We start from the raw sequence: 23,854 nt of genomic DNA, 5'->3' as shown, positions 1-23,854 counted from the left end.
TTGCTTGAGGCGGGATGGGGAGAAGAAAGCATTGTTTCCGAAAAATAGCAAGATGATTTTAATTTTTAGAAAGCACGAGGTCGCATCGGCGACCGACGCTGCCGTCTGGTGGCGACCACCGTCATTCCGGGGCAAGGCCGCAGGCCTTGAACCCGGAATCTCGATGTGGGCTTGCGTCCGTTTTCAACAAGCTCGGGATTCCGGGTTCAATCGTGGAGGCGCCGTCGCTTTGCGACGTCGCCTCCGCGATTGCCCCGGAATGACGGTGAGGTTGCAACGCGCGGGTTGCTTGTTACTCGAAAGGGACGAGGCGTCCCGCTTTCGCAGAGACGCCTCGTGATATCAGCGGCTCCGCGGACTAGCAGATATGCGCGCCCTGCGTCTCCACATACACCGCGTACAGCGACTGGCTCGCCGTCATGAACAGGCGGTTGCGCTTCTTGCCGCCGAAGCAGACGTTGGCGCAGATCTCAGGGAGCTTGATCTGGCCGATGCGCTGGCCGTCGGGCGCGAAGATGTGGACGCCGTCATAGCCTTCGCCGACCCAGCCGGCGCCGACCCAGAGGTTGCCGTCGATGTCGACGCGCAGGCCGTCCGGGAAGCCGGACTTGCCGTCGAGCGTCATGTCGACCAATGGCTTGCCGTTGGCGAGCTTGTCGCCGTTGATGTCGTATTGCCAGACCACGTTCTTGGCATTCGGATAGTGCGTGATGCCGGTGTCGCAGACGTAGAGCTTCTTGTAGTCGTGGCTGAAGGCGATGCCGTTCGGCTTGAACGGCTCGTCGGCGACCTTGGTGACCGCGCCGGACTGCGCGTCGACGCGATACACCGCTTCCTTCTGGAACGGCTGGTTGGAGCCGTTGCGGACGTTCTGGCCTTCGTAGAGGTTGATCGAGCCGTAGCCGGGATCGGTGAACCAGATCGACTTGTCGGCGGGATTGACGACCATATCGTTCGGGCCATTCAGCGGCTTGTCGTTGGCCTTTTCGGCGAGCACCGTCACCGTGCCGTTGTGTTCGAACCGAACGAGGCGGGTGCGCTCGGCCGTGATCTGCCGTCCCTCGTAGTCGAACGTGTTGCCGTTGGACTCGTTGGAGGGCTTGCGGAACTGCTGCGAGATGTGACCGTCATCATCGAGATAGCGCAGCTGACGGTTGTTCGGGATGTCGCTCCAGACGAGGTACTGGCCTTGCGTATTCCACGCCGGTCCTTCGGCCCACAGGCAGCCGGTGAACAGGCGCTTGATGACGGTATTGCCGACCTTGGCCTTGAAGCGCTTCTCGTCGATCACGACGATGTCGGGATCGGGATAGCGCTGCGGCTGCGCGCCCGGTCCGTAGTCACGCGCGATGGCGGGAGAGACGGCCGCTGCTGCCGCCGCAAAGCCTGCCGCGCCCTTGAGGAGCGTGCGCCGGTCGAAGCGATCGGCTTCGGCCGGCGGATCCTTGAGGATGTCTTGTCGTGAGTTCGTCATGGTCTCCTCCAAGTTTTTTGTTGGAAGGCGACCATACGACGAAATCGTGGCGACGTGCGGGTCGGTTCAATAAAAAACAACTTTAGATAGTGTGCGCTGCAATCGAGATTTTGCGCGATGCAGCGCTCATATGGGATCCCAGCCGAACACATCCGCCGAGCGATCGAGTTTGTAGAACGAGGGTTTGAGCGCCGGCATGCCGTGCTCGGCGATCGTCTGCGGCGTCCAGCCTTCGCCGCGATGCACCGAGCGCAGCGGGCGCGACTGGCCCATCAGGAAGATCTCGTTCATGCGCACCGCAAAAATCTGGCCGGTGACGTCCTTCGAGGCATCGCCCAGGAGATAGGCGACGACGGGCGCGATCTTCTCCGGTCCCATCCGCTTCATCCGCTCCACGCGCTCTTTCTCGGCTTCCGTCTCCGCGGGAATGGTGCCGATCATGCGGCTCCAAGCGAACGGCGAGACGCAATTGGAGCGCACGTTGAAGCGGCCCATATCGAGTGCGATCGATTTGGACAGGCCGACGATTCCGAGCTTGGCGGCCGCGTAGTTGGCCTGGCCATAATTGCCGATCAGGCCGGAGGTGGAGGTGAAGTGGACGAAGGAGCCGCTCTCCTGCTCGCGGAACAGCCGCGCTGCGGAGTGGGCGACGTAGAACGAGCCCATCAGGTGCACCTTGATGACGGCCTCGAACGCCTCGATGCTCATCTTGTGGAAGATCATGTCGCGCAGGATGCCGGCATTGTTGACGACGCCGTCGAGCTTGCCGAAGTGATCGGTCGCGGCCTTGACGATCTTGCTGGCGGGGATCGCCTCGGAGACAGACTCGAAATTCGCGACCGCCGTGCCGCCGGCCTTCCGGATCTCCTCCACCACTTCTTCCGCCGGCGCGGCGCTGGTGCCCGAGCCGTCGGAGGCGACGCCAGGATCGTTGACGACGACCTTGGCGCCCTCGGCGGCGCACAGCAGCGCGATCTCGCGGCCGATGCCGCGGCCGGCGCCGGTGACGATGATGACTTTGTCCTGAAGCGATTTGGTCACGAGAGGTTCTCCTTGTTGGGCTCCGTCATTCCGGGATGGTGCGAAGCACCAGACCCGGAATCTCGAAAATCCGGGTTCGGTCCTGCGGACCGCCCCGGAATGACGGAGGCTGACTATCTTTCGTTCGTGAAGATGATCGTGCCAGACGCGGCGAACATGCCGCCGACGCCGTGGCACACGGAAATCTTCGCATTTGGCACCTGCGCCGGGGCGATGCCCCGCATCTGCCGCACGCTCTCTTGCAACGCATACATGCCGTACATGCCCGAATGCATGTAGGACAGGCCGCCGCCATTGGTGTTGAGCGGCAGCTTGCCACCGGGCCGCGTGTGGCCGGCGGCGATGAACGGGCCGGTCTCCTCATGGGGCATGAAGCCGAGATCGCCGAGGCCGAACAGCGGCAGATGCGCGAACGCGTCGTAGATCATCAGGTGATCGACGTCGGCGTGCGTGATGCCGGCTTCCTTGAAGGCGAGCGGGCCCGCGACCTTGAAGGCGCGTGACGAGGTGAAGGTCTCCATCTGGCTGACCATTGGCGTCTCTACGCTCTCGCCGGTGCCGAGAACGTAAACGGGCTTGCGCGGGAAATCCTTGGCGCGATCGGCCGAGGTCAGGATCAGCGCGCCGCCGCCATCGGTGACCAGGCAGCATTGCAGCAGCCGGAACGGGTAGGCGATCATGCGCGAGTTCAGGACGTCGTCGACCGTGATCGGGTCCTTCATCATCGCGCGCGGATTTTTCGCCGCCCATTCGCGCTGCACGACGGCGACCATGGCAAGCTGCTCATGGGTGATGCCGTAGGTCTTCATGTAGCGAAGCACGGGGATCGGGAACATGCTGGGCGGGCCGTAGACGCCGAACGGCGCCTCGAACTGGCCCTGCAGGCTGTCGGCCGGAATCGAGCGCGGCAGCTTGCCGATCATCGACTTGCCGCTCTCGGCATGGGTGATCAGCACGGTCTTGCACAGCCCGGCCTCGATCGCCGCCGCGGCGTGGCGGACATGCAGCATGAAGGAGCAGCCGCCGACCGAGGTGCCGTCGACCCAGGTCGGGGTGATGCCGAGGTAATGACACATCTGCTGCGGCGTCTCGACCGCGGTGGCGAAGCCGTCGATGTCGGAGAGCTTGAGCCCTGCATCGGCGATCGCGTTCAGCGCCGCATCGGCATGCAGCCGGATCTGCGACATGTTCGGGATGACGCCGAGCTCGGTGGTCTCGGCCGCGCCGACGACGGCAACCTGGTTTCTGCGCATCGGCTCAGCCCTTCGCCGGTCGGAACACGGGCAGGGTGATCTGCTCGTCGAGCGGCTCGAACGTGACTTCGAGCGGCATGTCTAGCTCCAGCGCCTCGGGCGTCTGCGGGCAGCCGGTGATGTTGCTCATCATGCGCGGGCCCTCTTCGAGCGCGACGACGGCGATCGCATAAGGCGGCGTGAAGCCAGGCGCGGCCGGGCGATGATTGATCACGTAGCTGTAGAGCGTGCCGCGGCCGGAGGCCTTGAAGATGCTGACCTTGCGGCTGGCGCAGGACGGGCAGAACGGGCGCGGCGGGAAGTAGACGTGGGCGCAGGCGTCGCAGCGCTGCAGGCGCAATTCGCCGGCCTTGGTGCCGTCCCAGAAATGCTGCGTCTCCGGCGTCGGCTTGGGGCGTGCGCGCATCGGCTCGGCCATCCCTCTTGTCCTCCCTGCGGCGGGCTCCGTCGCCCGTTCCTTTGCTTTCCTGATGCGCCATTTGACGCAGAGGCGTCAACGGTCCATCGCGCCGCGCATGCGGCCCTCCTGATGGTGCAGAGGTGCGCTGGTGGCAATTGCCGCCCGATGAAAATTGGTCTTTGATACGATCACATGATCGGAGACGAGATGAAGCTGCGTGATATCGCCCATTCCAGGACCGGCGACAAAGGGGACACCTCGAACATCTCGGTCATCGCCTATGACCCCAGGCACTATCCGCTGCTGCTCGCAGAGGTGACGGCGGAGCGGGTCAGGGCGCACTTTGCCGGCATTGTCCAGGGCGAGGTGGTCCGCTATGAGCTGCCCAACATCGCGGCGCTGAACTTCGTGATGAGCCGGGCGCTGGGCGGCGGGGTGACGCGCTCGCTGGCGCTGGATGCGCACGGCAAGTCGCTGAGTTCCGCGCTGCTCGATCTCGATATTTCGGCTGATGCCGCTGACCCAAATCTAGACCCAAGTTAGGATGCCATGACCGCTGCCAATCCGACCCTCGCCGCGCTCGCTGACGATCTCGCCGCGGGACGCACGACCTCGCGCAAGCTGGTCGAGGACTGTCTCGCCCGCATCGCCGATCCCGCAGGCGAAGGCCAGCGCGCCTTCATTCACGTCGACAAGGACGCGGCGCTTTCGGCCGCCGACGGCATGGACGCGCTGCGCAAGGCCAATGCCGCGCCGTCGCCTTACGCCGGCATTCCCGTCTCGATCAAGGACCTGTTCGACATCAAGGGCCAGGTGACCCGCGCCGGCTCGCGGGCGCTGGAGGATTCGGCGCCGGCCGACGCCGATGCACCGGCGGTGGCGCGGCTGCGCAAGGCGGGCTTCGTCGTGATCGGCCGCACCAACATGACCGAATTCGCCTATTCCGGCATCGGCATCAATCCGCATTACGGCACGCCGAAGAGCGCCTGGAAGCGCGATGTCGGCTACGTGCCCGGCGGCTCGTCGTCGGGCGCGGCGGTGTCCGTCGTCGACCGCATGGCCTATGGTGCGCTGGGCACCGACACCGGCGGCTCCTGCCGCATCCCCGCGGCGTTCAACGGCATCACCGGCTACAAGCCGACGCAGTCGCGGGTACCGCTCGACGGCGGCGTGCCGCTGTCCACCACGCTCGACAGTTTTGGTCCTCTCGCCAACACCGTCGCCTGCTGCGCAGTGCTCGATTCCGTGCTCGCGGATGAGCCGATCCGGCCGTTGGTTGCGCGTCCTGTGAAAGGCCTGCGCCTCGCGGTGCCGACCACGGTCGTGCTCGACGAGCTCGATGCCGAAGTGGCCCAGACGTTCGAGCGCGCGTTGGAGACGCTGGCGCGGCAGGGCGCGCTGATCGAGCGTATCGAATTTCCCGAGTTTCTCGACGTCGGCATCATCGGCATCAAGGGCGGCTTCGCCGCGGCCGAGAGCTATGCCTGGCACCGCTTCCTGCTGACGGCCAAGGGTGACGTCTACGATCCGCGCGTCTCCGTCCGCATCGCGCGCGGCGAGGCGATCACCGTGCCCGACTACATCGAGATGCTCAACGCCCGCCGCTCCCTCGTCAAGCGCGCCGCCGCGCGCATCGCGCCCTATGACGCGCTGGTGATGCCGACTACCGCCAACGCGCCGCCGAAAATCGCGGATCTCGCCGACGACGCAGCCTTCGCCCGCGAGAACATCCGGAGCTTACGCAACTGCACCTTCATCAACATGATCGACGGCTGCGCCATCTCGCTGCCCGCCCATCGCCACGGCGAGGTCCCGGTCGGCCTGATGCTGGCGCAGTCCGGCGTCCAGGACCGCAAGCTGCTGGAGATCGCGGCGGGCGTCGAGGGCGTGGTGAGGGGGTGAGCCACAAGGCTAGCGCATATGAAGGTGCGCGCCTTTAGTCACTCCGTCATGCCCGGGCTCGTCCCGGGCATCCACGTCGTTCTCAGCATGCCAGATGACGTGGATGGCCGGGACAAGCCCGGCCATGACGATGGCGAGAAAAACGGGTCCAAAACAGCGTTCGTCAATCCGAAGGTCCTGGCTAAGCGTGGGACCGCTCAGGGATTGCGCGGCGCGCCATAGATCGCGGGCAGCGGCGCGGCTCTGGCGGCTGTCGCCTGAGCATGGTCGATCAGACCGGCGGCGAGCATTTTGTCGAGAAAGAAATTGCGCCGCTCGCTGTCGCGTTCAGAGGGCCTTGGCATCTGGAAACGCGCGATGAGCAGGGCGACCTCGCCGATATCGAGGTCTGCCAGAGGCTTGCCGAAATGTGCGGTTGCCGCGGCGGCGACACCATAGGCGTTGCGGCCGAGATAGCTGTCGTTCAGGTACGCGTCCAGGATACGCTCGCGCGACAAGGTTCGTTCCAGACGGCCCATGAAGACCGTGCTTCCGATGTGCCAATCCAGGCCGCGGCAACAGTCTGGAGCTCGGACATGCAGGCAATGGCGGGTGACCGCAAACGTGATCCTGGTATCGGGCCGTCCGTCACCCTTGATAATCGCTGCCGCCATCGCCGGAAGAAAGAGATTGGGCCGCGTCTGAAAGTCTGGGCCGGTCGATGCGATGACAGCCTGGCGCAGCAGCAGAGGCATATCGGCCAGCGCGACGTAGGGCGATCCCGCTTCGAGCGGACAAAGATGGCCGGTGGCAGGAAGCGCTGCGATCTCGGCTTCAGTGGGGACGCCGAGATGATATTCGGCATACCATATTGCGTAGGCTTCGACGTAGAGCAGCAGAGCGACGGCGAGCGAGAGCACGGCCAGGATCGACGTGCCGAGCAGGATGAGGAAGCGCCGGGTGCGTGGACGTTGCATCGTCAGAAGATTGGTTCCGTCCGAAGCGTTTCGGTTCATCCGGGCGTTCCGGCGCGATGACCCACAGCGTCCAGGAAACGGGTGGCTGACGCTGGCCCTTCTGTCGCATCCTCGTCATTCCGGGATGCGCGCCCTTGCGCGCAGGCCCGGAATCCATAACCACCATCGTGAGTATGGATTCCGGGCTCGTCGCTGCGCGCCGCCCCGGAATGACAGCTGGGATCAAGTTTATGACCAGACTCGAGCAGGCAGTGCCCGACCTCAATCCGGCCGTCGCGACCGGGATCGATGCGATCGACTGGGTGGCGGCTGAACGCGACCTCGACGCCAGCGGCTGCGCCGTGTTGCCGCAACTGCTCTCGGCCGACGCGTGCCGCACGCTGGCATCGTTGTATGCGGACGACAGCCGTTTCCGCAGCCGCGTGATCATGGCGCGGCACGGCTTCGGACGCGGCGAGTACAAATATTTCAGCTATCCGTTGCCGGATCCGATCGCGCAGTTGCGGCCGCTTCTTTATGCGCATCTCGTTGCGGTCGCCAATCGCTGGAATGCGACCATGGGCATCGACGTGCAATATCCCGAGGATCATGCCACGTTTCTTGCCCGCTGCCACGACGCCGGCCAGATCAGGCCGACGCCGCTGCTGCTGCAATATGTCGAAGGCGACTACAATTGCCTGCATCAGGATCTCTATGGCGAGCACGTGTTTCCGCTGCAGGTCGCGATCCTGCTGTCGGAGCCGGGGCGCGATTTCGAGGGCGGCGAGTTCGTGCTGACCGAGCAGCGGCCGCGCATGCAGTCGCGGGCCGAGGTCGTGCCGCTCAGGCAGGGCGATGCCGTGGTGTTCGCGGTCCACAATCGGCCGGTGCAGGGCACGCGCGGCAGCTACCGCGTCAACATGCGCCATGGCGTCAGCCGGCTGCGTTCCGGCCGGCGACATACGCTCGGCGTGATCTTCCATGATGCGAAGTGAGGCGCATGACGGCTGATCTGTTCGACGCTCTGCGAAGTCCTGGGCCTGCGCGCGAGCCGCTCGCGCCGGGTGCCATGTTGTTGCGCGGCTTCGCGCGGCCTGATGAGGCGGAGCTGATCGCCGCGATCGAGACGATTATCCAGCGGGCGCCCTTCCGCCGCATGATCACGCCGGGCGGCCATCAGATGTCGGTGGCGATGACCAATTGCGGCCCGTTCGGCTGGGTGACGGATCGCAGCGGCTATCGCTACGATGCCGTCGATCCCGAGAGCGGCGCGCGGTGGCCGGCGATGCCGCCGCTGTTTCGCGAGCTTGCGGACAAGGCTGCGACCGAGGCCGGCTTTGCCGGCTTCGCCCCCGATGCCTGCCTGATCAATCGCTACGAGCCCGGGGCAAAGATGTCGCTGCACCAGGATCGCGACGAGCGCGACATCGGTGCGCCGATCGTCTCGGTGTCGCTGGGCCTGCCCGCGACCTTTCTGTTCGGCGGGCTCAAGCGCACCGACAAGACGCAGCGCCATCGGCTCGTTCATGGCGACGTCGTCGTCTGGGGCGGGCCGGCGCGGCTCGCCTTTCATGGCGTGGCGCCGCTTGCCGAGGGCGAGCATGCTCTGCTCGGCCGCCGGCGCATCAACCTGACGTTTCGCCGGGCGCGGTAGTCCCGGCCGCCCTGTGACCTCGCGCATTTTGCAATGGGCCGCCCTGGCTCTATGCTGCGTGCGGGAGAGGGGCCATGACGACTGTCGACCTTGCGGAGGAGCGCGCGCCCGCGGCGACGCGGCTCGGACTTCACCTCGCGCTGCTGCAGCTGGTCTTCAGCCTGCTGTGGACCACTTATGTGATCTATCTGCCCAAGCTCGCGGCGCAGGCCGGCATCGCGCCATCAGCCGTGATCCTGATCCTGATGCTGGACCAGGCAGTCTTTACGCTGTCGGATACGGCGATGGGCATCGCCGCCGATCGCATCGGGCCGCTCGCCAGCCGCTTCGGCGTCTTCATCGCACTTGTCACGGCGGTATCCTGCGCCGCTTTCGTCGCGCTGCCGTTCGTGGCGGCCTCGGCCGGTCCGGCCGTCTTCATCGGACTGATCGTGGTGTGGGCGCTGACGTCTTCAGTGCTGCGCGCGCCGCCCTTGACCCTGCTCGGGCGTCACGCGGCGCGGCCGGCCATTCCGTTCCTGATGGCGCTGGTGATGCTGGGTTATGGCGTGGCCGGCGCGGTGTCGCCGTATCTCGGCGTAATCATGCGCGACTACGACGCGCGGCTGCCCTTCATCATCTCCTCCGCCGTGCTGTTGCTGACAGCGCTCGGACTCTCACGCGTGGCGCAGGCCGGCGGCCCGGCTGCAGCGCCGGTGGCGATCAAGGCCGAGCCGAAGCCGCTGCGGGGACTGCCGCTCCTGTTCATCGGCGCGATGGTGATCTTGGCGCTCGGCTATCAGCTGCATTTCAGCATCAACAGCTCGGCGTTCTATCTGCGTTTCGCGAAGCTGGAGGATCTGCCCTGGCTGATGCCGGTGTTCTGGATCGGCTTCAATCTCGTGCTGTTTCCCGCCAGCGTCGTCGTCAAGCATCGCGGCGGCCTGATCGTCATGGGCATCGCGGGGCTGCTCGGCGCGCTCGCGATCGTGATTGCCGAGCTTGCGGGTGCGCTGACGGTGCTGATCGTGGCGCAGTTCATTGCCGGCGCGGCCTGGGGCTGCATGATGATGAGCGCGATCTCGGCGGCGCTGGCGATCGGGACGACCGGCGCCGAGGGCAAGGTGACGGGGCTCGTGTTCTCGGCGCTGGCGCTCGCGACCTTCGCGCGGATCGCCGCCGTCGCCGGCGGCCTGCAGAAGCTGCCGGACTATGCGCCGCTGGTGCAATGGGCGCCGGTGGCCTGCTGGCTCGTGGCCGGCGCCGGGCTCCTGGCGATGGCGGCGGCGGGACTGCAGGGACGGCAGGCATCGGCCTGACGCCCCCGCGCTCAACGCCCTCGGCTCTAAGGCTTGGCCGGATGAATGAAGGCCCAGGGCGAGACCTCGGAGTCCCTGGGCACCTCGACGTCGATCAGGTACGGCCCTCCATGCGCCAGCGCCTTCTCCAGCGCTGATCTGAACTGATCCGGCGCCGTGACACGGCTCGCGGCGACTCCGAAGGATTCGGCGAGCCTGACGAAATCCGGGTTGACCAGATCCGAAGCCACGACGCGTCCGTCGAAGCGCTCGCGCTGGTCGCGCCGGACATTGCCGTAGGCGTTGTTGTTGAACACCAGCGTGACGACGCCGATATTGTATTGCACGGCGGTTGCCAGCTCCTGCACGGCGAACATGAAGCCGCCGTCGCCGGTGATGGCCACCACCGGCTTGTCGGGATGCGCGACCTTGGCGCCGAGCGCGGTCGGGAAGCCCGCGCCGAGCGTGCCCTGATAGCCTGACGTAATGAAGCTGCGCGGCTCGTAGACCGGGAAGCCGTACCACGAGGCGAAGCCGACCTGCGACAATTCGTCGGTGACGATGGCGTCATGCGGCAGCACCTCGCGCAGCACGTTCAGATAGGCCATTTGCGGCTGCACTTTCTGGATCTCCTGCAAGGTGGCCGCGGTGGCCTCGCGAATGGTCGCGCGGCGCCCCGACGTCTTGCGATAACCGGCCTTGCTCACGGCGGCGGTCAGCGCGGCTGTTCCAGCCTTGGCATCGGCGACGATGCCGGCGTCGACGACGAGGCGCCGCATCTCGGCCGGATCGATGTCGATGCGGATCGACTTCAAACCGTCCGGCTTGAATGGCCAGCGGAACGTGGTCGGCAGTTCCATGCGGGTGCCGATGCCGATCATCAGATCGGTGGTCGGCCAGAGCTTGTAGGCGGCGGCCATGGTGAGCCCGAGCTCATGCGCATTGGAGACGATGCCGCGCCCCGAACGAAACGCGACGACCGGCGCGTCGATCATCTCGGCGAGCTCGAGGATCTCCTCCCGTGCCTCGATCGCGCCGGAGCCGACGAAGATCATCGGCGCCTTGGCCCCAGCGATCAGTGCAGCGGCCTTGGCGATGCGGTCGGGGTCGGGCTGCGGCGGCGTGAACGGGGGCAGCGGATTGGGCGCTGATGTCCCGGCCTTCTGCGTGAACACGTCCCACGGCATTTCCAGCGCGGCCGGACCGCGGCGCCCCGACAGCATCTCCTGGAAGGCGCGCGACACGAGCGTTGGCGCACTGTCGGGATATTCGATGCGCTCGGCCCATTTGACGAAGGTGCGCAGGGTCGCGAGCTGGTCGGGCATCTCGTGCAGATGGCCGCGGCCGCGGCCGAGATAGTCGGTCGGCACCTGGCCGGTGAGGCACAGCACCGGCTCGTTGCAGCCGAAGGCGGTCAGCAGCGCAGCACCTGCATTGAGTATGCCGGGGCCGGGCACGACGCTGAACACGCCGGGCTTGCCGCTGGCGCGGGCATAGCCGAACGCCATGTAGCCGCAGGCCTGCTCGTGGCGGGCGCCGACGACCTTGAGCTGCGCCTGGTGGAAGGCATCGAACAGGCCGTAGACCTGCGCGCCTGGCAGGCCGAACACGGTGTCGACGCCGTGGGCGACGAGCCCGCTGACGATGGCTTCGCCGCCGGTCATGGTGGTCATGCTGCTCTTCCGTTTCTATGATGCTTCGTCGACGACGCCGTTGCGCAAGGTGCCGACGCCTTCGGCCGCGATCTCGATGACATCGCCGGGCTTGAGATAGCGCGGCGGATCGAACCGCGCACCGGCACCGGTCGGTGTGCCCGTCACGATCACGTCACCTGGCACCAGCGTCGTGAAGGTCGAGATGTAGTTGATGAGATAGCGGAAGCCGAAGATCAGTCGCGACGTGCGGTCGTCCTGGCGCAGCTCGCCATTGACGCGCGTTGTCAGGCGGATGTCTGCGATCTGGCTCTCGCTGGTGTAAGGCACGATCCACGGCCCGAGGCTGCCGGTCGAATCGAAGTTCTTGCCCTGCGTCACGTTGAACTTGGCGTGCCGCACCCAGTCGCGGATCGTGCCTTCGTTACACAGCGTGAGCGCGGCGATGTGATCCAGCGCCTGCGCTTCCGGGATGTGCCGGCCGGCCTTGCCGATGACCAGCACCAACTCGCCCTCGTAGTCGAGCTGCGGCGAGGCGCGCGGGCGCACCAGCGGCGTCTCGTGGCCGACGAAAGAGCGCGGCGTGCGCATGAACATCGACGGATATCTCGGCGCGTCCTGGCCGTCTTTGTATTCGGCGTTGCGGTCGGGATAGTTGACGCCGATGCAGATGATCTTCTCGGGCGATGGGATCGGCGGCTGCCAGGTGATCGCATCGAGGCCGTGGTCCGGCGTGAGGCCGGCCGCGGCATCGACGAGCCGGGACAGGGCGCCAGCCGCGATCACCTCGCGCAAGGTCGGATAATCCTTGCCGAAGCGCGCGGAGAGATCGACGACGCCCGTGTCGGTCACGAGCCCGTAGCCAACGGAGCCATCGGCGGCATAGGTGGCGAGGCGAGGGGAGGTCATGCGCGCTTCTCCTTTATACGCCGAGCCGCTGGATCTTGTGGGTGCCGCGCGCGAGCGAGACGTGCTTGGTCTCCATGTAGAAGTCGAACGAATAGTCGCCGCCATCGCGGCCGATGCCCGACGCCTTCATGCCGCCGAACGGCGTCGGCAGATGTCGCACGTTCTCCGAGTTCAGCCAGATCATGCCGGCCTCGAGCGCATCCGCCACGCGCAGCGCGCGGCCCATGTCGCCGGTCCAGACATAGCCGGTGAGGCCATATTGCACGTCATTGGCGATCGCGATCGCGTCGGCCTCGTCGCGGAATGGGATCACCGTCAGGAACGGCCCGAACACCTCCTCCTGCGCCACGCGCATCGTCTGGTTCGCGCCTGTGACCAGCGTCGGCTCCACATAATGGCCGCCGCCGGGGCCTGCGAACGGCTTGCCGCCGACGGCGATGATCGCGCCGTCCTGGCGCGCCACGTCGGCATAGGAGCAGACCTTGGCGAGATGCCGCTCATGGATCAGCGGTCCGATTTCGGTCGCGGGATCGAGCGGATGGCCGACCTTGAGCGCGCGCACGCGCGCGGCAAGCTTGGCCGTGAAGGTCTCGGCAATGCTCTGCTGCACAAGCAGGCGGCTGGAGGACGTACAGCGCTCGCCGTTGAGCGAGTAGATCATGAACACGACGGCATCGAGCGCACGGTCGAGATCGGCATCGTCGAACACGATCACCGGGTTCTTGCCGCCGAGCTCGAAATGCACGCGCTTCAGGGTCGGCGCGCCCTGCGCCATGATCGCAGATCCCGTCGAGCTTTCGCCGACGAAGCCGATCGCCTTGATCGCGGGATGCTCGGTCAGCGCCTTGCCGGCCTCCTCGCCGAAGCCGTGCACGGTGTTGAGCACGCCGTCGGGAATGCCAGCGTCCTTGGCGAGCTTGGCCAACCATTGCGCCGTGATCGGCGACCACTCCGCGGGCTTGTGCACGACCGTGCAGCCGGCAGCGAGCGCCGGTGCGATCTTCCAGGTCGACAGCATGAACGGCGTATTCCACGGCGTGATCACGCCGACCGGCCCGATCGGCACCCGCGTCGAGACGTTCCAATGCTCATCGCTCGGCGTGCTCAGCCCATCCCGCGCCTCGGTGCATTTGTCGGCGAAGAAGCGGAAATTTTCGGCGGCGCGGATTGCCGCCTTTGCCATGAAGCGATACGCCTGCCCGGTGTCGATGCATTCGAGCACCGCGATGTCGTCGGCATGATCCTCGATCGCATCGGCCACGCGGTGCAGCAGCTTGCGCCGCATCGCCGGCGCCATCTCGCGCCAGGACTTGAAAGCGAGGGCGGCCGAGGTCGCCGCGCGATCGATGTCCTCGGCATTGCCGCGCGCGACGCTGGCGAGCACGGCATTGTCGATCGGTGACTTCGTCTCGAACGTTGCCCCCGAAATCGCCGGCACGACCTTTCCATCAATGAAATGGCCAATGCCCTCGTCCTTCAGCTTCGCGAGCAGGGGAGCGACGCGATCGAGATTGGCCTTGTAGATGTCGGCTTTGGGAGTGGCCTTATCCATGGGATACCTCCGCTTTCAGGGCGTCGTGAATGTTGTTGCGCTTCCAGCTGGTGGCGGCGTCGTTGATCTGCATATCGAAGGACAGCGCGAACTTGGTGCTCGCGAACACCGGATCGAGATAGTCCGAGAGCACCTTGAACACGTGCTCGCCGGCCTTCTGGCGCGCCGCGAGGTCGCGGCCCTCGCCGAGCCGCAGCAGCATGGCGAGGAAGGCGGCGTCGGGCTTGCCGTCGGCAATCGCGTAGTGCTCGCAGCGGATCGCGCGCACGCGGATGCCGCCGATGGGAAAGATCCCGGTCTCGGTCGCTGCCTTGCGGACCACTTCGCAGACGTTGCCCATCATGACAAACCCGTCGAGATTGGCGGAGTATTCGATGCTGAAATGCGGCATGGGATGGTCGCTCCGGTGCAGGCGTCAGGCGAAGTAGCAGCTCACCGTTCCATAAGGGCCATAGTCGGCCTGGATCGTGTCGCCCTTGCGCGCCTCGATCGGCCGGATGAACGAGCCGGCGAGGACCACTTGGCCTGGCTCGAGAGCAAGGCCTTGCGCTGAGATCTTGTTGGCGAGCCAGGCGACGGCTGTCGCTGGGTTGTTCAGGACGCCGGCGGCCAGTCCGGTCTCTTCCAACTGGCCGTTCCTATAGCAGAGCGCGCCGACCCAGCGCAGGTCGGTGTCGAGCGGCCGCAACGGCCGGCCGCCGAGCACGATGCCGGCGTTCGCCGCGTTGTCGGCGATCGTGTCGAAGATCTTGCGCGTCGCCTTGGTCTGCGGATCGACCCGCTCGATCCGCGTATCGAGGATTTCGAGCGCCGGCACGACGAAGTCGGTTGCGTTGAGCACGTCGAACAGGGTGCAGTCCGGTCCAGCGAGCCGGTGCTTCATGACAAAGGCGAGCTCGGCCTCGATCCGCGTCGCGATGAAGCGGTCGGACGGCACGAGACCGCCGTCGGCAAAGAACATGTCGTCGAGCAGCACGCCGGAGTCCGGCTCGTCGATGTTGAGCGCGCTCTGCATCGCCTTCGAGGTCAGCCCGATCTTGTGACCCTTGATGACGCGCCCCTCGGACACCTTGATCTCGATCCACGCCTTCTGGATCGCGTAGGCGTCGGCGATCGTGATGTCCGGATGCTCCTGGGACAGCTGCCGGATCTGACGGCGAGATTTTTCCGCTTGATCCAGGCGAATGGCGCAGCTGTGAATCTGATCGCTCGACAGCGGCATGAGACGTACCCCCGCAGGAAAAAGGATGGCGGCAGTTGATTAACATGTTAAGTTTCTGGCGGCAAACCGAAACCGTGATTGCTGCAGTGCAAATAATCGGGGCCTGCCAGAGGGGATGATGAGCGAGAGCAAGGCGAAGGGCACGAAGGATGCGCGCAAGGTGCCGATGCGCGACTTCTCGCAGTCGCTGCCGATGGCGCTGCTGAGGGCGCGCGAGGCGGTCATGCGGCAGTTTCGTCCCAATCTGCGCGCGCACGGGCTGACCGAGCAGCAGTGGAGGATTCTGCGCGCCTTGGCAGCGGTCGATGCCATCGAGGTGACGGAGTTGGCGCGTGTCGCCTTCCTGCTCGGTCCCAGCCTGTCGCGAATCCTGCGGGATCTCGAGGCACGCGGCCTGATCGCGCGCGAAACAGACGCGCGCGACCTGCGCAGGGGCGTGCTGTCGATTTCAACAAAAGGTTTGAAGCTGATTGCGCAGGTCGCGCCGAACTCCGAGGCAATCTATGCCTCGATTGCCCGCCGTTATGGCGCGCGCAAGCTTGCCGCGCTGCACAAAATGCTGGACGAGCTGGAGCAGAGCATAGGGACTGATGGCGAGACGGATGTGGATGCCGATGAATGACATCGTGCAGACCCCGCGCAAATTCGGGCCTGATCAGTCCTCGTGCTTGGCAGTCACTTCAACAGTTTGATAAGAAGCGATGCAGTCGAGCGGAGAGGGCGTGCGTCGCAGGCATGGCAATCCATGCTAACTCTGCTTCGCATGCTGATCGAACCCGCGAGTTGCCATGGTCACAATCAAGGTTGAACGTCTAATCGATTTCGTTGCCGACGTCTTCGAACATGCTCACTCCTCACCCGAGGAGGCTCGCCGGATCGCCACATACCTTACGACAGCGAATCTGACCGGGCATGACAGCCATGGTGTGATCCGGGTGCCGGTGTACATCCGCTGGCAGAAGATGGGTTCGGTCGTGCCCAACCAGACCGCCGAGGTCGTGGTCGATACACCCTCGCTGGTGGTGGTCGACGGCAAGTTCGGCTACGGCCAGACCGTGACGCCACAGGCCGTGAAGATCGGCATCGAGCGCTGCAAGAGAAGTGGCCTGGCTGCGCTGGCGTTGCGCAATTCGGGCCATCTCGGCCGCGTCGGCGACTGGGCCGAAATGGCCGCGGCGGAAGGCCTGGTGTCGGTCCATTTCGTCAACGCTGCGGGCTCGCTGCTGGTGGCGCCCTTTGGCGGTGTCGAGAAGCGATTCTCCACCGCGCCATACTGTGTCGGCATTCCGCGGCAGGGCCAGGACCCGATCGTGCTGGATTTCGCGACCTCGATCGTCGCCGAGGGCAAGGTGCTGGTGGCAAGCCGCGGTGGCAAGAAGCTGCCGAAGGGCGCGTTGGTCGATGCCGACGGCACGCTGAGCGAGGACCCGGCGGTGCTCTACGGACCCTATGAGGCGGAAGGCCCCCGCGACCACACCAAGGGGACCGGTGCGATCCGCGCCTTCGGCGAGCACAAGGGCTCTGGCCTCGCCTTCATTTGCGAATTGCTGGGCGGCGCCCTGACCGGCACCGGTGCGACCTCATCCGGCCGCCGCTTCGCCAACGGCATGCTTGCGATCTACATCGATCCGAAGGTGGTCGATCCGGCCAACGTCTTCGATGGAGAGATCACCCGCTACACGGATTTCATCCGGGAGACGAAGCCAGTGGCCGGCGTCGATCAGGTGCTGGTGCCGGGCGACGTCGAGCGCAAGATGCGGGCCGATCGTACCGCCAACGGCGTGCCTCTGCCCGACGATACCTGGGCGGCGATCGTGAGCACCGCGCGCGAGGTGGGGGTCAGCGAAGCAAGCATTCAGCGGGCGGCCTCGTGATGGAATCGTGATCTTCAAACGCGACGGAGTGCAACTGCGGCTGGTCCATGTCGCAGCATTGCCGTCGTGGTCAGAATCGATAGACATCGATCAATTCAGTTCGATCTGAACAACAAGGGAAGGAAACGCAGTCGTGGCGAACAATAAGGTCAAGCAGCTCTGGGCCGAAGGCAAAGCGGTGGTGAATGCCTGGCTCGCGATCCCCTCGGGGTTTTCCGCGGAGGTCGTGGCGCAGTGCGGCTTCGACAGCGTCACCGTGGACATGCAGCATGGCGTCCAGGACTATCTGTCCATGGTGCAGTGCTTCCAGGCGATGCACGGCCATCCGGTCACACCGATGGTGCGCGTGCCGTGGAACGAGCCCGGCATCATCGGCAAGGTGCTCGACGGTGGCGCCTATGGCGTGATCTGCCCGATGGTCAACACGCCGCAGGAAGCGCGCAATCTTGTGTCTTATTCCAAGTATCCGCCGAAGGGCGTGCGCTCGAATGGACCGATCCGCTCGGGCATGTATGGCGGCGCGGGCGAGTACCAGAAGACCGCCAATGACGAGATCGTGCTGCTGCCGATGATGGAGACCAAGACGGCGGTCGAGAACATGGAGGCGATTCTCGACGTCGAGGGCATCGACGGCGTCTATATCGGCCCGTCCGATCTCGGCTTTTCCTACGGTCTCGTGCCGAAGCTCGACCGCGATGAGCCGGAGATCCTCAAGATCTACGAGAAGATCGTCAAGGAATGCGGCAAGCGCGGCCTCAATCCCGGCATTCATTGCAGCGGCGCCGAGGGTGCGGCACGTGCCATCAACATGGGCTTCAAGCTGGTGACCTTGTCGAACGAGGTCGGCCTGATGCAGGTCTATGCGCGTCAGCAGGTTGCCCAGACGCGCAAGGACTCCGGCGGCAAGGCCTGAGGGTGAATGGTGAATAGGGAGTAGCGGATAGGAGATCCATTCCTATCCGCCACCCGCTATTCGCAGGTCTGTTTGCGATCGATCTGTTCAAACGAGAGAAACTGCCATGGCTCCCGCCCCCGTGATCCGGCTCCATCCCGAAGACAGCGTGCTGATCGCGCGCGCCAGTCTGCCGCCCGGGCTCGCCGTGGCCGACGGCGTGGTCACGCTCGACCGCATTCCGGCGGGGCATAAGGTCGCAGTGCGGCCGATTGCGCAGGGCGAGCCGATCCGCCGTTACGGTCAGATCATCGGCTTCGCCACCGCGCCGATCGCTCCGGGGCAGCATGTTCATACGCAGAACTGCGAGATGGGCGATTTCGCCAAGGACTACGCCTATGGCGTCGACGTCAAGCCGACGCCCAATTTCGATCTCCCCGCGACCTTCGAGGGCATTCGACGGCCCGACGGCCGCGTTGCGACCCGCAACTACATCGGCATTCTGACCTCGGTGAACTGCAGCGCGCATGTCGCGAGCCTGGTCGCCGACGTCTTCAAGAAGAATCCGTTCACCGGGGACAATCCGCTCGCCGACTATCCCAATGTCGACGGCGTCGTCGCGCTCACGCACAAGACCGGCTGCGGCATGACGCTCGATGAGCCGCTGAAGCTGTTGCGGCGAACCCTCGGCGGCTACGCGCGGCACGCGAACTTTTCCGCGGTGATCGTCCTCGGGCTCGGCTGCGAGGTCAATCAGATCGGCGGGCTGATGGAGGAGCAGAAGCTCGCCGGCCGCCTGCGCGCGCTGGACATCCAGGAGGTCGGCGGCACCCGAAAGACCGTCGAGGCGGGCATCGCCTTCGTCAAGGAAGCACTGGCTGACGCCAACAACGTCCGGCGCGAGACCGTCCCGGCCAGCGAGCTCACGGTCGCCCTGCAATGTGGCGGCTCCGACGGCTACTCGGGCATCTCGGCCAACCCGGCGCTCGGTGCGGCCAGCGATCTCGTGGTACGACATGGTGGCACGGTCATCTTGTCGGAAACACCCGAGACGTACGGCGCCGAGCATCTGCTGACCCGGCGTGCCGTCAGCCGCGAGGTCGGCGAGAAGCTGGTCTCCCTGATGCGCTGGTGGGAGGACTATACCGCGCGTGAAGGCGCGGAGATGAATGCCAACCCGAGCCCGGGCAACAAGGCCGGTGGTCTGACCACCATCCTCGAGAAGTCGCTCGGCGCGATGGCCAAGGCCGGCAGCACCAATCTGGTCGATGTGCTGCATTATGCCGAAGCCGTCACCAAGAAGGGCTTCGTGTTCATGGATACGCCCGGCTACGATCCCGTCGCCGCGACGGGGCAGGTGGCCGGCGGCGCGAATCTTGTCTGCTTCACCACCGGCCGCGGCAGCGTGTTCGGCTGCAAGCCGGCGCCGTCGATCAAGCTCGCCACCAACACGCCGATGTACAAGCGGATGGAAGACGACATGGACGTCAACTGCGGCACGATCCTCGAAGGTCAGGAGAGCGTGCAGGAGTGCGGCCAGCGCATCTTCGATCTGATCTTGAAGACCGCGTCGGGCCAGCCGACCAAGAGCGAGAGCTTCGATTTCGGCGGGGCCGAGTTCGCCCCCTGGGTGCTCGGCGCCACGATGTAGCTGATTCAGCTCTTCGCCTGTGGAACCCGCCGATGCCGGCTGCTTTGCGGCCGGCATCTGATCACAGCTGAGATCACACGTAGCTGAGACTGGATCGCAACTGCGATCAGATGACAGGTGGTGCGCCGCCATTTGCTGGCAGCGCGGACGGTTGGCAGCGCCTGCGGCCAGCCGCGCCGACGCGCGCGACAGCGGCGCCGAACGATTTTACCGCTGGTGGCCGAGCCCGATGCCCAGCGCCAGAGCCTTCTGACGCAGCGAGCCCTCGGTTCGCTTCATCGCCTTGGCGATCTTGGCAACCGGGGTCTTGGACTTCGAGTGCTGCTTCAGCAGCTTGATGTCGGCCGGCGTATAGGGCTTGCGCGCCAACTTCTTGGTAGCTGCCTTCTTAGCTGTCTTCGCCACTTGATTCTCCTTTTGGCAATGGGCGTCCTAAATAGCACGTGTAGTCGAGCTATCAAGCGATTGCGGCGGGTGCAACGCTATTAGTTCTTGTTAGTTCAATTTTCGGGGTTAACCCCAGATATGGCAAAGTGGTCAATCTTCCGTGAGCATTTGTATGTCTACCTGTGGACAACTCCCAGGGAACGGGGAGCGAATGAGTTGTTTGTTCTTCTCCCGTTCTTCACGACGCGGCGGGATTGGGTCGCGTTGCCGTCGAAAAAGCGACCGGTGCGTGCAGTGGGGACACTTGATCGGGGCGGGATGGGAGCGGAAGTCGTCCTGAATGACGGGTTTCGGGCTTAGGATAGTTCAATAGGCAGCTGTGCCCTTTGTTAGTGCTTGATCCCTGAGCACGGCAATGTTCTGCTCAAAAAAGTTGCTGGAGCTCCGAAGCCACGTGTCAATCTACGTCGCATTACATCACGTCACCCATTACAAGTATGATCGTCCGGTCGGACTCGGCCCACAGACCATCCGTCTCCGTCCTGCACCACATACCAGGACGCCGGTTCTGAGCTATTCGCTCAAGGTCACGCCATCCAACCATTTCGTGAACTGGCAGCAGGATCCGCAGGGCAACTGGCTGGCGCGCTACGTTTTTCCTGAGAAGGTGAACGAACTCAAAATCGAGGTGGATTTCACGGCGCAGATGACCGTGATCAATCCGTTCGATTTCTTCGTCGAGCCGTATGCCGACAGCTTTCCCTTCGCCTACCCGGAGGGACTGAGAACGGAACTCGCGCCCTATCTCGAAACGATCGAGCCGGGGCCCTTGTTCGCGGAGTACTTGAAGTCTGTTCCGCGCGCGGCCGACAACACCGTCAACTACCTGGTCGATCTCAATGCCCAGTTGCAGAAAAAGATTCGTTATATCATCCGTATGGAGCCTGGCGTTCAGACGCCGGAGGAGACGCTGTCCTCCGCCGCGGGCTCCTGTCGCGACTCCGCCTGGCTGCTGATCCAGACGCTGCGCCATCTTGGGCTCGCCGCGCGCTTCGTCTCCGGCTATTTGATTCAACTCCGACCCGACATCGATCCGGTGGAGGGGCCGGTCGAGGTCGAGAGCGACTTCACCGACCTGCATGCCTGGGCCGAGGTCTATCTGCCCGGTGCTGGATGGATCGGCTTTGACGTCACGTCCGGCATGCTCGCCGGCGAAGGCCATATTCCGGTGGCGGCGACGCCGCATTATCACTCGGCCGCGCCAATCAGCGGCAGTGCCGGAATTGCCGAGGTTGACTTCGCGTTCGAGATGAACGTGAAGCGTATCCGCGAAGCGCCGCGGATCACGCGGCCGTTCTCCGATGAATCGTGGGACAAGCTCGACCGTCTCGGCGAAGCGGTCGACGCCGACCTCGCGGCCCATGACGTCAGGCTGACGATGGGTGGCGAGCCGACCTTCGTCTCGATCGACGACATGGAGTCCGCAGAATGGAATACGGCCGCGGTGGGGCCGACCAAACGCGGCCTCGCCGACAGCCTGATCCGGCGGCTGCGCGCGCGCTTCGCGCCGGGCGGTCTGCTGCATTATGGTCAGGGCAAGTGGTATCCCGGCGAAAGCCTGCCGCGCTGGGCGTTCGGACTGTATTGGCGCAAGGACGGCGAGCCGATCTGGCGCAATGCCGACCTGATCGCCAGCATCGATGGGCCGCGCATGGCCACCATCGCGGACGCGGAGCGTTTTCTGGATACGACCGCCGAAACGCTCGGCCTCGAGCCGGACTACGTGCTGCCCGCCTTTGAGGATCCCGCGCATTGGCTGCAGAAGGAGGCGGCGCTTCCCGAGAATGTCGATGCCATCGACTCCAAGCTCGCTGATCCGGAAGAACGCGCGCGCATGGCCCGCGTGTTCGACGAAGGACTGCACATTCCGCGCGGCTTCGTGCTGCCGATCCAGCGCTGGAATGCACAGCCAAAGCGCTGGCGCAGCGAGCGCTGGGGCCTGCGGCGTAAGCGATTGTTCCTGATCCCCGGCGACTCGCCGCTCGGCCTGCGGCTGCCGATCAACTCGCTGGTCTATATTCCACCGGAAGATTTCCCGTATATTCACGAGCAGGATCCGATGGAGCAGCGCGGCCCGCTGCCCGTCTACGCGCAGGGACGGCCCGTCATCGTGCCGCAGGTGCCGCCGCTGAAGGCGCTCGATCGGCCGCCGCAGCCGCAGCAGGACGTTCAGTATCAGTACTGGGGCGGGCTCGGCGTGCGCACCGCGATGTCGGTGGAGATCCGCGACGGCATTCTCTGCGTGTTCATGCCGCCGGTCGAAACCATCGAAGATTACCTCGAGCTGATCGCCACGGTTGAAGCGACGGCCGAGGCGATGCAGATCAAGGTTCATGTCGAAGGTTATGCGCCGCCGTTCGATCCGCGCATCGACGTGATCAAGGTGACGCCCGATCCGGGCGTGATCGAGGTCAACATCCAGCCGGCGCAGAGCTGGCGGCAGGCGGTGGACATCACCTTCGGTCTGTATGAGGACGCCGCCAAGGTGCGGCTCGGCGCCAACCGCTTCCTGATCGACGGCCGTCACACCGGCACCGGCGGCGGCAATCACGTCGTGATCGGCGGCTCGTCGCCACCGGACTCGCCGTTCCTGCGCCGGCCCGATCTGTTGAAGAGCCTGGTGCTGTATTGGCAGCGCCATCCCGCGCTGTCTTATTTGTTCTCCGGCATGTTCATCGGGCCGACTAGCCAGGCGCCACGCATCGACGAGGCACGGCACGACAGTCTTTATGAGTTGGAGATCGCACTCGCGAATGTGCCACCCGTAGGGCAAAGCGTGCCGCTGTGGCTGGTCGACCGTCTGTTCCGGCATCTGCTGGTCGACATCACCGGCAACACGCATCGCTCGGAGATCTGCATCGACAAGCTGTATTCGCCGGAAGGACCGACGGGTCGTCTCGGTCTGGTCGAGTTCCGCGCGCTGGAAATGCCGCCCGATCCGCGCATGTCGCTGGCACAGCAACTGCTCATCCGCGCGCTGATTGCCAAATTGTGGCGCGAGCCGCAGGAGGGCAGGTTCGTGCGCTGGGGCACGGCGCTGCATGACCGTTTCATGCTGCCGCACTTCATCTGGGAAGACTTTCTTGATGTGCTGGATGAGCTGCGCTCGTCCGGCTACGACTTCTCGCCGGAATGGTATCAGGCGCAACTCGAGTTCCGTTTTCCGACCTTCGGCCGCGTGCAGCATGGCGGCGTGACCCTGGAGCTGCGCCAGGCGCTGGAGCCGTGGCATGTGCTGGGCGAGGAGGGCATGGCGGGCGGCACCGTGCGCTATGTCGATTCCTCGGTGGAGCGACTTCAGGTGAAGGCTGAAGGCTTCATCGAGGGACGTCACCTCATCACCTGCAATGGTAGGAGGATGCCGATGACCTCGACGGGCCGTTCTGCGGAGGCGGTTGCGGCGGTTCGGTTCAAAGCATGGCAGCCGGCCTCGGGCCTGCATCCGACCATTCCGGTGCATTCGCCGCTGACCTTCGACCTGATCGACACCTGGAATGGCCGTTCGCTCGGCGGCTGCGTCTATCACGTGGCCCATCCCGGCGGTCGCAACTACGACACCAAGCCGATCAACTCCTACGAGGCGGAGGCGCGGCGGCTCGCACGATTCCAGGATCACGGCCACACTCCCGGACGAATCGCGATGCCGCCGGAGGAACGCACAAATGAATTCCCGATGACCCTCGACTTGCGCAGGCCGCTCCTGCATTGATGGAACGGAG

General features: G+C 64.9%; 21 protein-coding genes. 10 read left to right on the top strand and 11 right to left on the bottom strand.

Annotated elements, in window-relative coordinates:
• Positions 1-358 precede the first annotated feature (358 nt).
• The 4 genes from BRAO375_RS08085 to BRAO375_RS08070 form a co-directional block, all read right to left on the bottom strand.
• Positions 359-1,474, bottom strand: a complete 1,116-nt coding sequence (locus BRAO375_RS08085; protein WP_009026973.1) for an SMP-30/gluconolactonase/LRE family protein — start codon at positions 1,472-1,474, stop codon at positions 359-361.
• Between the two features lie 126 nt (positions 1,475-1,600).
• Positions 1,601-2,515 carry an SDR family oxidoreductase gene (locus BRAO375_RS08080; RefSeq protein WP_009026972.1) on the bottom strand — a complete coding sequence of 305 codons (915 nt, stop codon included), beginning with the start codon at positions 2,513-2,515 and terminating at the stop codon, positions 1,601-1,603.
• A 113-nt stretch (positions 2,516-2,628) separates the two neighbouring features.
• The gene (locus tag BRAO375_RS08075; RefSeq protein WP_009026971.1) at positions 2,629-3,768 is read right to left on the bottom strand and encodes a thiolase C-terminal domain-containing protein; all 1,140 of its coding nucleotides are present in this window, start codon (positions 3,766-3,768) and stop codon (positions 2,629-2,631) included.
• Between the two features lie 4 nt (positions 3,769-3,772).
• Positions 3,773-4,186: a Zn-ribbon domain-containing OB-fold protein gene (locus tag BRAO375_RS08070; RefSeq protein WP_009026970.1), complete on the bottom strand. Its 414-nt coding sequence runs from the start codon at positions 4,184-4,186 to the stop codon at positions 3,773-3,775.
• 189 nt (positions 4,187-4,375) lie between these two features.
• On the opposite strand from BRAO375_RS08070, the gene BRAO375_RS08065 reads away from it, so the two are divergent.
• Together BRAO375_RS08065 and BRAO375_RS08060 are read left to right on the top strand one after the other, a co-directional pair.
• Positions 4,376-4,711, top strand: a complete 336-nt coding sequence (locus BRAO375_RS08065) for an AtuA-related protein (protein WP_009026969.1) — start codon at positions 4,376-4,378, stop codon at positions 4,709-4,711.
• Between the two features lie 6 nt (positions 4,712-4,717).
• Positions 4,718-6,070, top strand: a complete 1,353-nt coding sequence (locus tag BRAO375_RS08060; RefSeq protein ID WP_009026968.1) for an amidase — start codon at positions 4,718-4,720, stop codon at positions 6,068-6,070.
• 197 nt (positions 6,071-6,267) lie between these two features.
• Here BRAO375_RS08060 and BRAO375_RS08050 read toward each other — a convergent pair whose 3' ends face one another.
• The gene (locus BRAO375_RS08050) at positions 6,268-6,969 is read right to left on the bottom strand and encodes a transglycosylase domain-containing protein (RefSeq protein ID WP_244423135.1); all 702 of its coding nucleotides are present in this window, start codon (positions 6,967-6,969) and stop codon (positions 6,268-6,270) included.
• Positions 6,970-7,256: 287 nt separating this feature from the next.
• On the opposite strand from BRAO375_RS08050, the gene BRAO375_RS08045 reads away from it, so the two are divergent.
• From BRAO375_RS08045 to BRAO375_RS08035, 3 genes are all read left to right on the top strand, one after another.
• Entirely contained in the window at positions 7,257-8,000 is a 744-nt protein-coding gene (locus BRAO375_RS08045; protein WP_009026965.1) for a 2OG-Fe(II) oxygenase, read from the top strand.
• Positions 8,001-8,005: 5 nt separating this feature from the next.
• Entirely contained in the window at positions 8,006-8,659 is a 654-nt protein-coding gene (gene alkB / locus BRAO375_RS08040) for a DNA oxidative demethylase AlkB (protein ID WP_009026964.1), read from the top strand.
• Between the two features lie 74 nt (positions 8,660-8,733).
• Complete coding sequence (locus tag BRAO375_RS08035; RefSeq protein WP_009026963.1) at positions 8,734-9,957, top strand: MFS transporter; 1,224 nt, start codon at positions 8,734-8,736, stop codon at positions 9,955-9,957.
• Between the two features lie 26 nt (positions 9,958-9,983).
• Here the strand turns inward: BRAO375_RS08035 and BRAO375_RS08030 are convergent, their stop codons facing one another.
• Genes BRAO375_RS08030 through hpaH form a run of 5 tightly spaced genes read right to left on the bottom strand, consistent with a single transcriptional unit; the run spans position 9,984 to position 15,271 of the window.
• Entirely contained in the window at positions 9,984-11,609 is a 1,626-nt protein-coding gene (locus tag BRAO375_RS08030) for a thiamine pyrophosphate-dependent enzyme (protein ID WP_009026962.1), read from the bottom strand.
• Between the two features lie 15 nt (positions 11,610-11,624).
• The gene (locus BRAO375_RS08025) at positions 11,625-12,497 is read right to left on the bottom strand and encodes a fumarylacetoacetate hydrolase family protein (RefSeq protein ID WP_009026961.1); all 873 of its coding nucleotides are present in this window, start codon (positions 12,495-12,497) and stop codon (positions 11,625-11,627) included.
• A gap of 13 nt (positions 12,498-12,510) precedes the next feature.
• A complete protein-coding gene (gene hpaE / locus BRAO375_RS08020; RefSeq protein ID WP_009026960.1) occupies positions 12,511-14,049 on the bottom strand; it encodes a 5-carboxymethyl-2-hydroxymuconate semialdehyde dehydrogenase in 1,539 nt (512 codons plus the stop codon).
• Positions 14,042-14,440, bottom strand: coding sequence for a 5-carboxymethyl-2-hydroxymuconate Delta-isomerase (locus tag BRAO375_RS08015; protein ID WP_009026959.1), 399 nt, complete (start codon positions 14,438-14,440; stop codon positions 14,042-14,044). Before BRAO375_RS08015 ends, hpaE begins: the two co-directional genes overlap by 8 nt.
• A 24-nt stretch (positions 14,441-14,464) precedes the next feature.
• Positions 14,465-15,271, bottom strand: coding sequence for a 2-oxo-hept-4-ene-1,7-dioate hydratase (gene hpaH, locus BRAO375_RS08010; RefSeq protein WP_009026958.1), 807 nt, complete (start codon positions 15,269-15,271; stop codon positions 14,465-14,467).
• A 118-nt stretch (positions 15,272-15,389) separates the two neighbouring features.
• Here hpaH and hpaR point away from each other — a divergent pair, with 118 nt between their 5' ends.
• From hpaR to BRAO375_RS07990, 4 genes are all read left to right on the top strand, one after another.
• Positions 15,390-15,893, top strand: coding sequence for a homoprotocatechuate degradation operon regulator HpaR (gene hpaR / locus BRAO375_RS08005; protein ID WP_009026957.1), 504 nt, complete (start codon positions 15,390-15,392; stop codon positions 15,891-15,893).
• Between the two features lie 166 nt (positions 15,894-16,059).
• On the top strand, positions 16,060-17,145 hold the full coding sequence (locus BRAO375_RS08000; RefSeq protein ID WP_009026956.1) for a malate/lactate/ureidoglycolate dehydrogenase: 1,086 nt from the start codon (positions 16,060-16,062) through the stop codon (positions 17,143-17,145).
• Positions 17,146-17,278: 133 nt separating this feature from the next.
• A complete protein-coding gene (locus tag BRAO375_RS07995) occupies positions 17,279-18,058 on the top strand; it encodes an HpcH/HpaI aldolase family protein (protein ID WP_009026955.1) in 780 nt (259 codons plus the stop codon).
• A 106-nt stretch (positions 18,059-18,164) separates the two neighbouring features.
• The gene (locus BRAO375_RS07990; RefSeq protein ID WP_009026954.1) at positions 18,165-19,688 is read left to right on the top strand and encodes a UxaA family hydrolase; all 1,524 of its coding nucleotides are present in this window, start codon (positions 18,165-18,167) and stop codon (positions 19,686-19,688) included.
• Positions 19,689-19,895: 207 nt separating this feature from the next.
• Here BRAO375_RS07990 and BRAO375_RS07985 read toward each other — a convergent pair whose 3' ends face one another.
• Entirely contained in the window at positions 19,896-20,093 is a 198-nt protein-coding gene (locus tag BRAO375_RS07985) for a hypothetical protein (RefSeq protein WP_008964013.1), read from the bottom strand.
• A gap of 436 nt (positions 20,094-20,529) precedes the next feature.
• On the opposite strand from BRAO375_RS07985, the gene BRAO375_RS07980 reads away from it, so the two are divergent.
• Positions 20,530-23,844 carry a transglutaminase family protein gene (locus BRAO375_RS07980; RefSeq protein WP_009026952.1) on the top strand — a complete coding sequence of 1,105 codons (3,315 nt, stop codon included), beginning with the start codon at positions 20,530-20,532 and terminating at the stop codon, positions 23,842-23,844.
• Positions 23,845-23,854 lie beyond the last annotated feature (10 nt).

The sequence above is a fragment of the Bradyrhizobium sp. ORS 375 genome (assembly GCF_000239775.1).
Lineage (GTDB): Bacteria > Pseudomonadota > Alphaproteobacteria > Rhizobiales > Xanthobacteraceae > Bradyrhizobium.
This window is presented reverse-complemented; position numbering and strand designations above follow the sequence as displayed.

Excerpts from the sequence above, each read along its gene's own strand:
- BRAO375_RS08085 (WP_009026973.1), bottom strand. The coding sequence starts at position 1,474 with ATGACGAACTCACGACAAGACATCCTCAAGGATCCGCCGGCCGAAGCC.
- BRAO375_RS08075 (WP_009026971.1), bottom strand. The coding sequence starts at position 3,768 with ATGCGCAGAAACCAGGTTGCCGTCGTCGGCGCGGCCGAGACCACCGAG.
- BRAO375_RS08070 (WP_009026970.1), bottom strand. The coding sequence starts at position 4,186 with ATGGCCGAGCCGATGCGCGCACGCCCCAAGCCGACGCCGGAGACGCAG.
- BRAO375_RS08065 (WP_009026969.1), top strand. The coding sequence starts at position 4,376 with ATGAAGCTGCGTGATATCGCCCATTCCAGGACCGGCGACAAAGGGGAC.
- BRAO375_RS08060 (WP_009026968.1), top strand. The coding sequence starts at position 4,718 with ATGACCGCTGCCAATCCGACCCTCGCCGCGCTCGCTGACGATCTCGCC.
- BRAO375_RS08045 (WP_009026965.1), top strand. The coding sequence starts at position 7,257 with ATGACCAGACTCGAGCAGGCAGTGCCCGACCTCAATCCGGCCGTCGCG.
- alkB (WP_009026964.1), top strand. The coding sequence starts at position 8,006 with ATGACGGCTGATCTGTTCGACGCTCTGCGAAGTCCTGGGCCTGCGCGC.
- BRAO375_RS08035 (WP_009026963.1), top strand. The coding sequence starts at position 8,734 with ATGACGACTGTCGACCTTGCGGAGGAGCGCGCGCCCGCGGCGACGCGG.
- BRAO375_RS08030 (WP_009026962.1), bottom strand. The coding sequence starts at position 11,609 with ATGACCACCATGACCGGCGGCGAAGCCATCGTCAGCGGGCTCGTCGCC.
- BRAO375_RS08025 (WP_009026961.1), bottom strand. The coding sequence starts at position 12,497 with ATGACCTCCCCTCGCCTCGCCACCTATGCCGCCGATGGCTCCGTTGGC.
- hpaE (WP_009026960.1), bottom strand. The coding sequence starts at position 14,049 with ATGGATAAGGCCACTCCCAAAGCCGACATCTACAAGGCCAATCTCGAT.
- BRAO375_RS08015 (WP_009026959.1), bottom strand. The coding sequence starts at position 14,440 with ATGCCGCATTTCAGCATCGAATACTCCGCCAATCTCGACGGGTTTGTC.
- hpaH (WP_009026958.1), bottom strand. The coding sequence starts at position 15,271 with ATGCCGCTGTCGAGCGATCAGATTCACAGCTGCGCCATTCGCCTGGAT.
- hpaR (WP_009026957.1), top strand. The coding sequence starts at position 15,390 with ATGAGCGAGAGCAAGGCGAAGGGCACGAAGGATGCGCGCAAGGTGCCG.
- BRAO375_RS08000 (WP_009026956.1), top strand. The coding sequence starts at position 16,060 with ATGGTCACAATCAAGGTTGAACGTCTAATCGATTTCGTTGCCGACGTC.
- BRAO375_RS07990 (WP_009026954.1), top strand. The coding sequence starts at position 18,165 with ATGGCTCCCGCCCCCGTGATCCGGCTCCATCCCGAAGACAGCGTGCTG.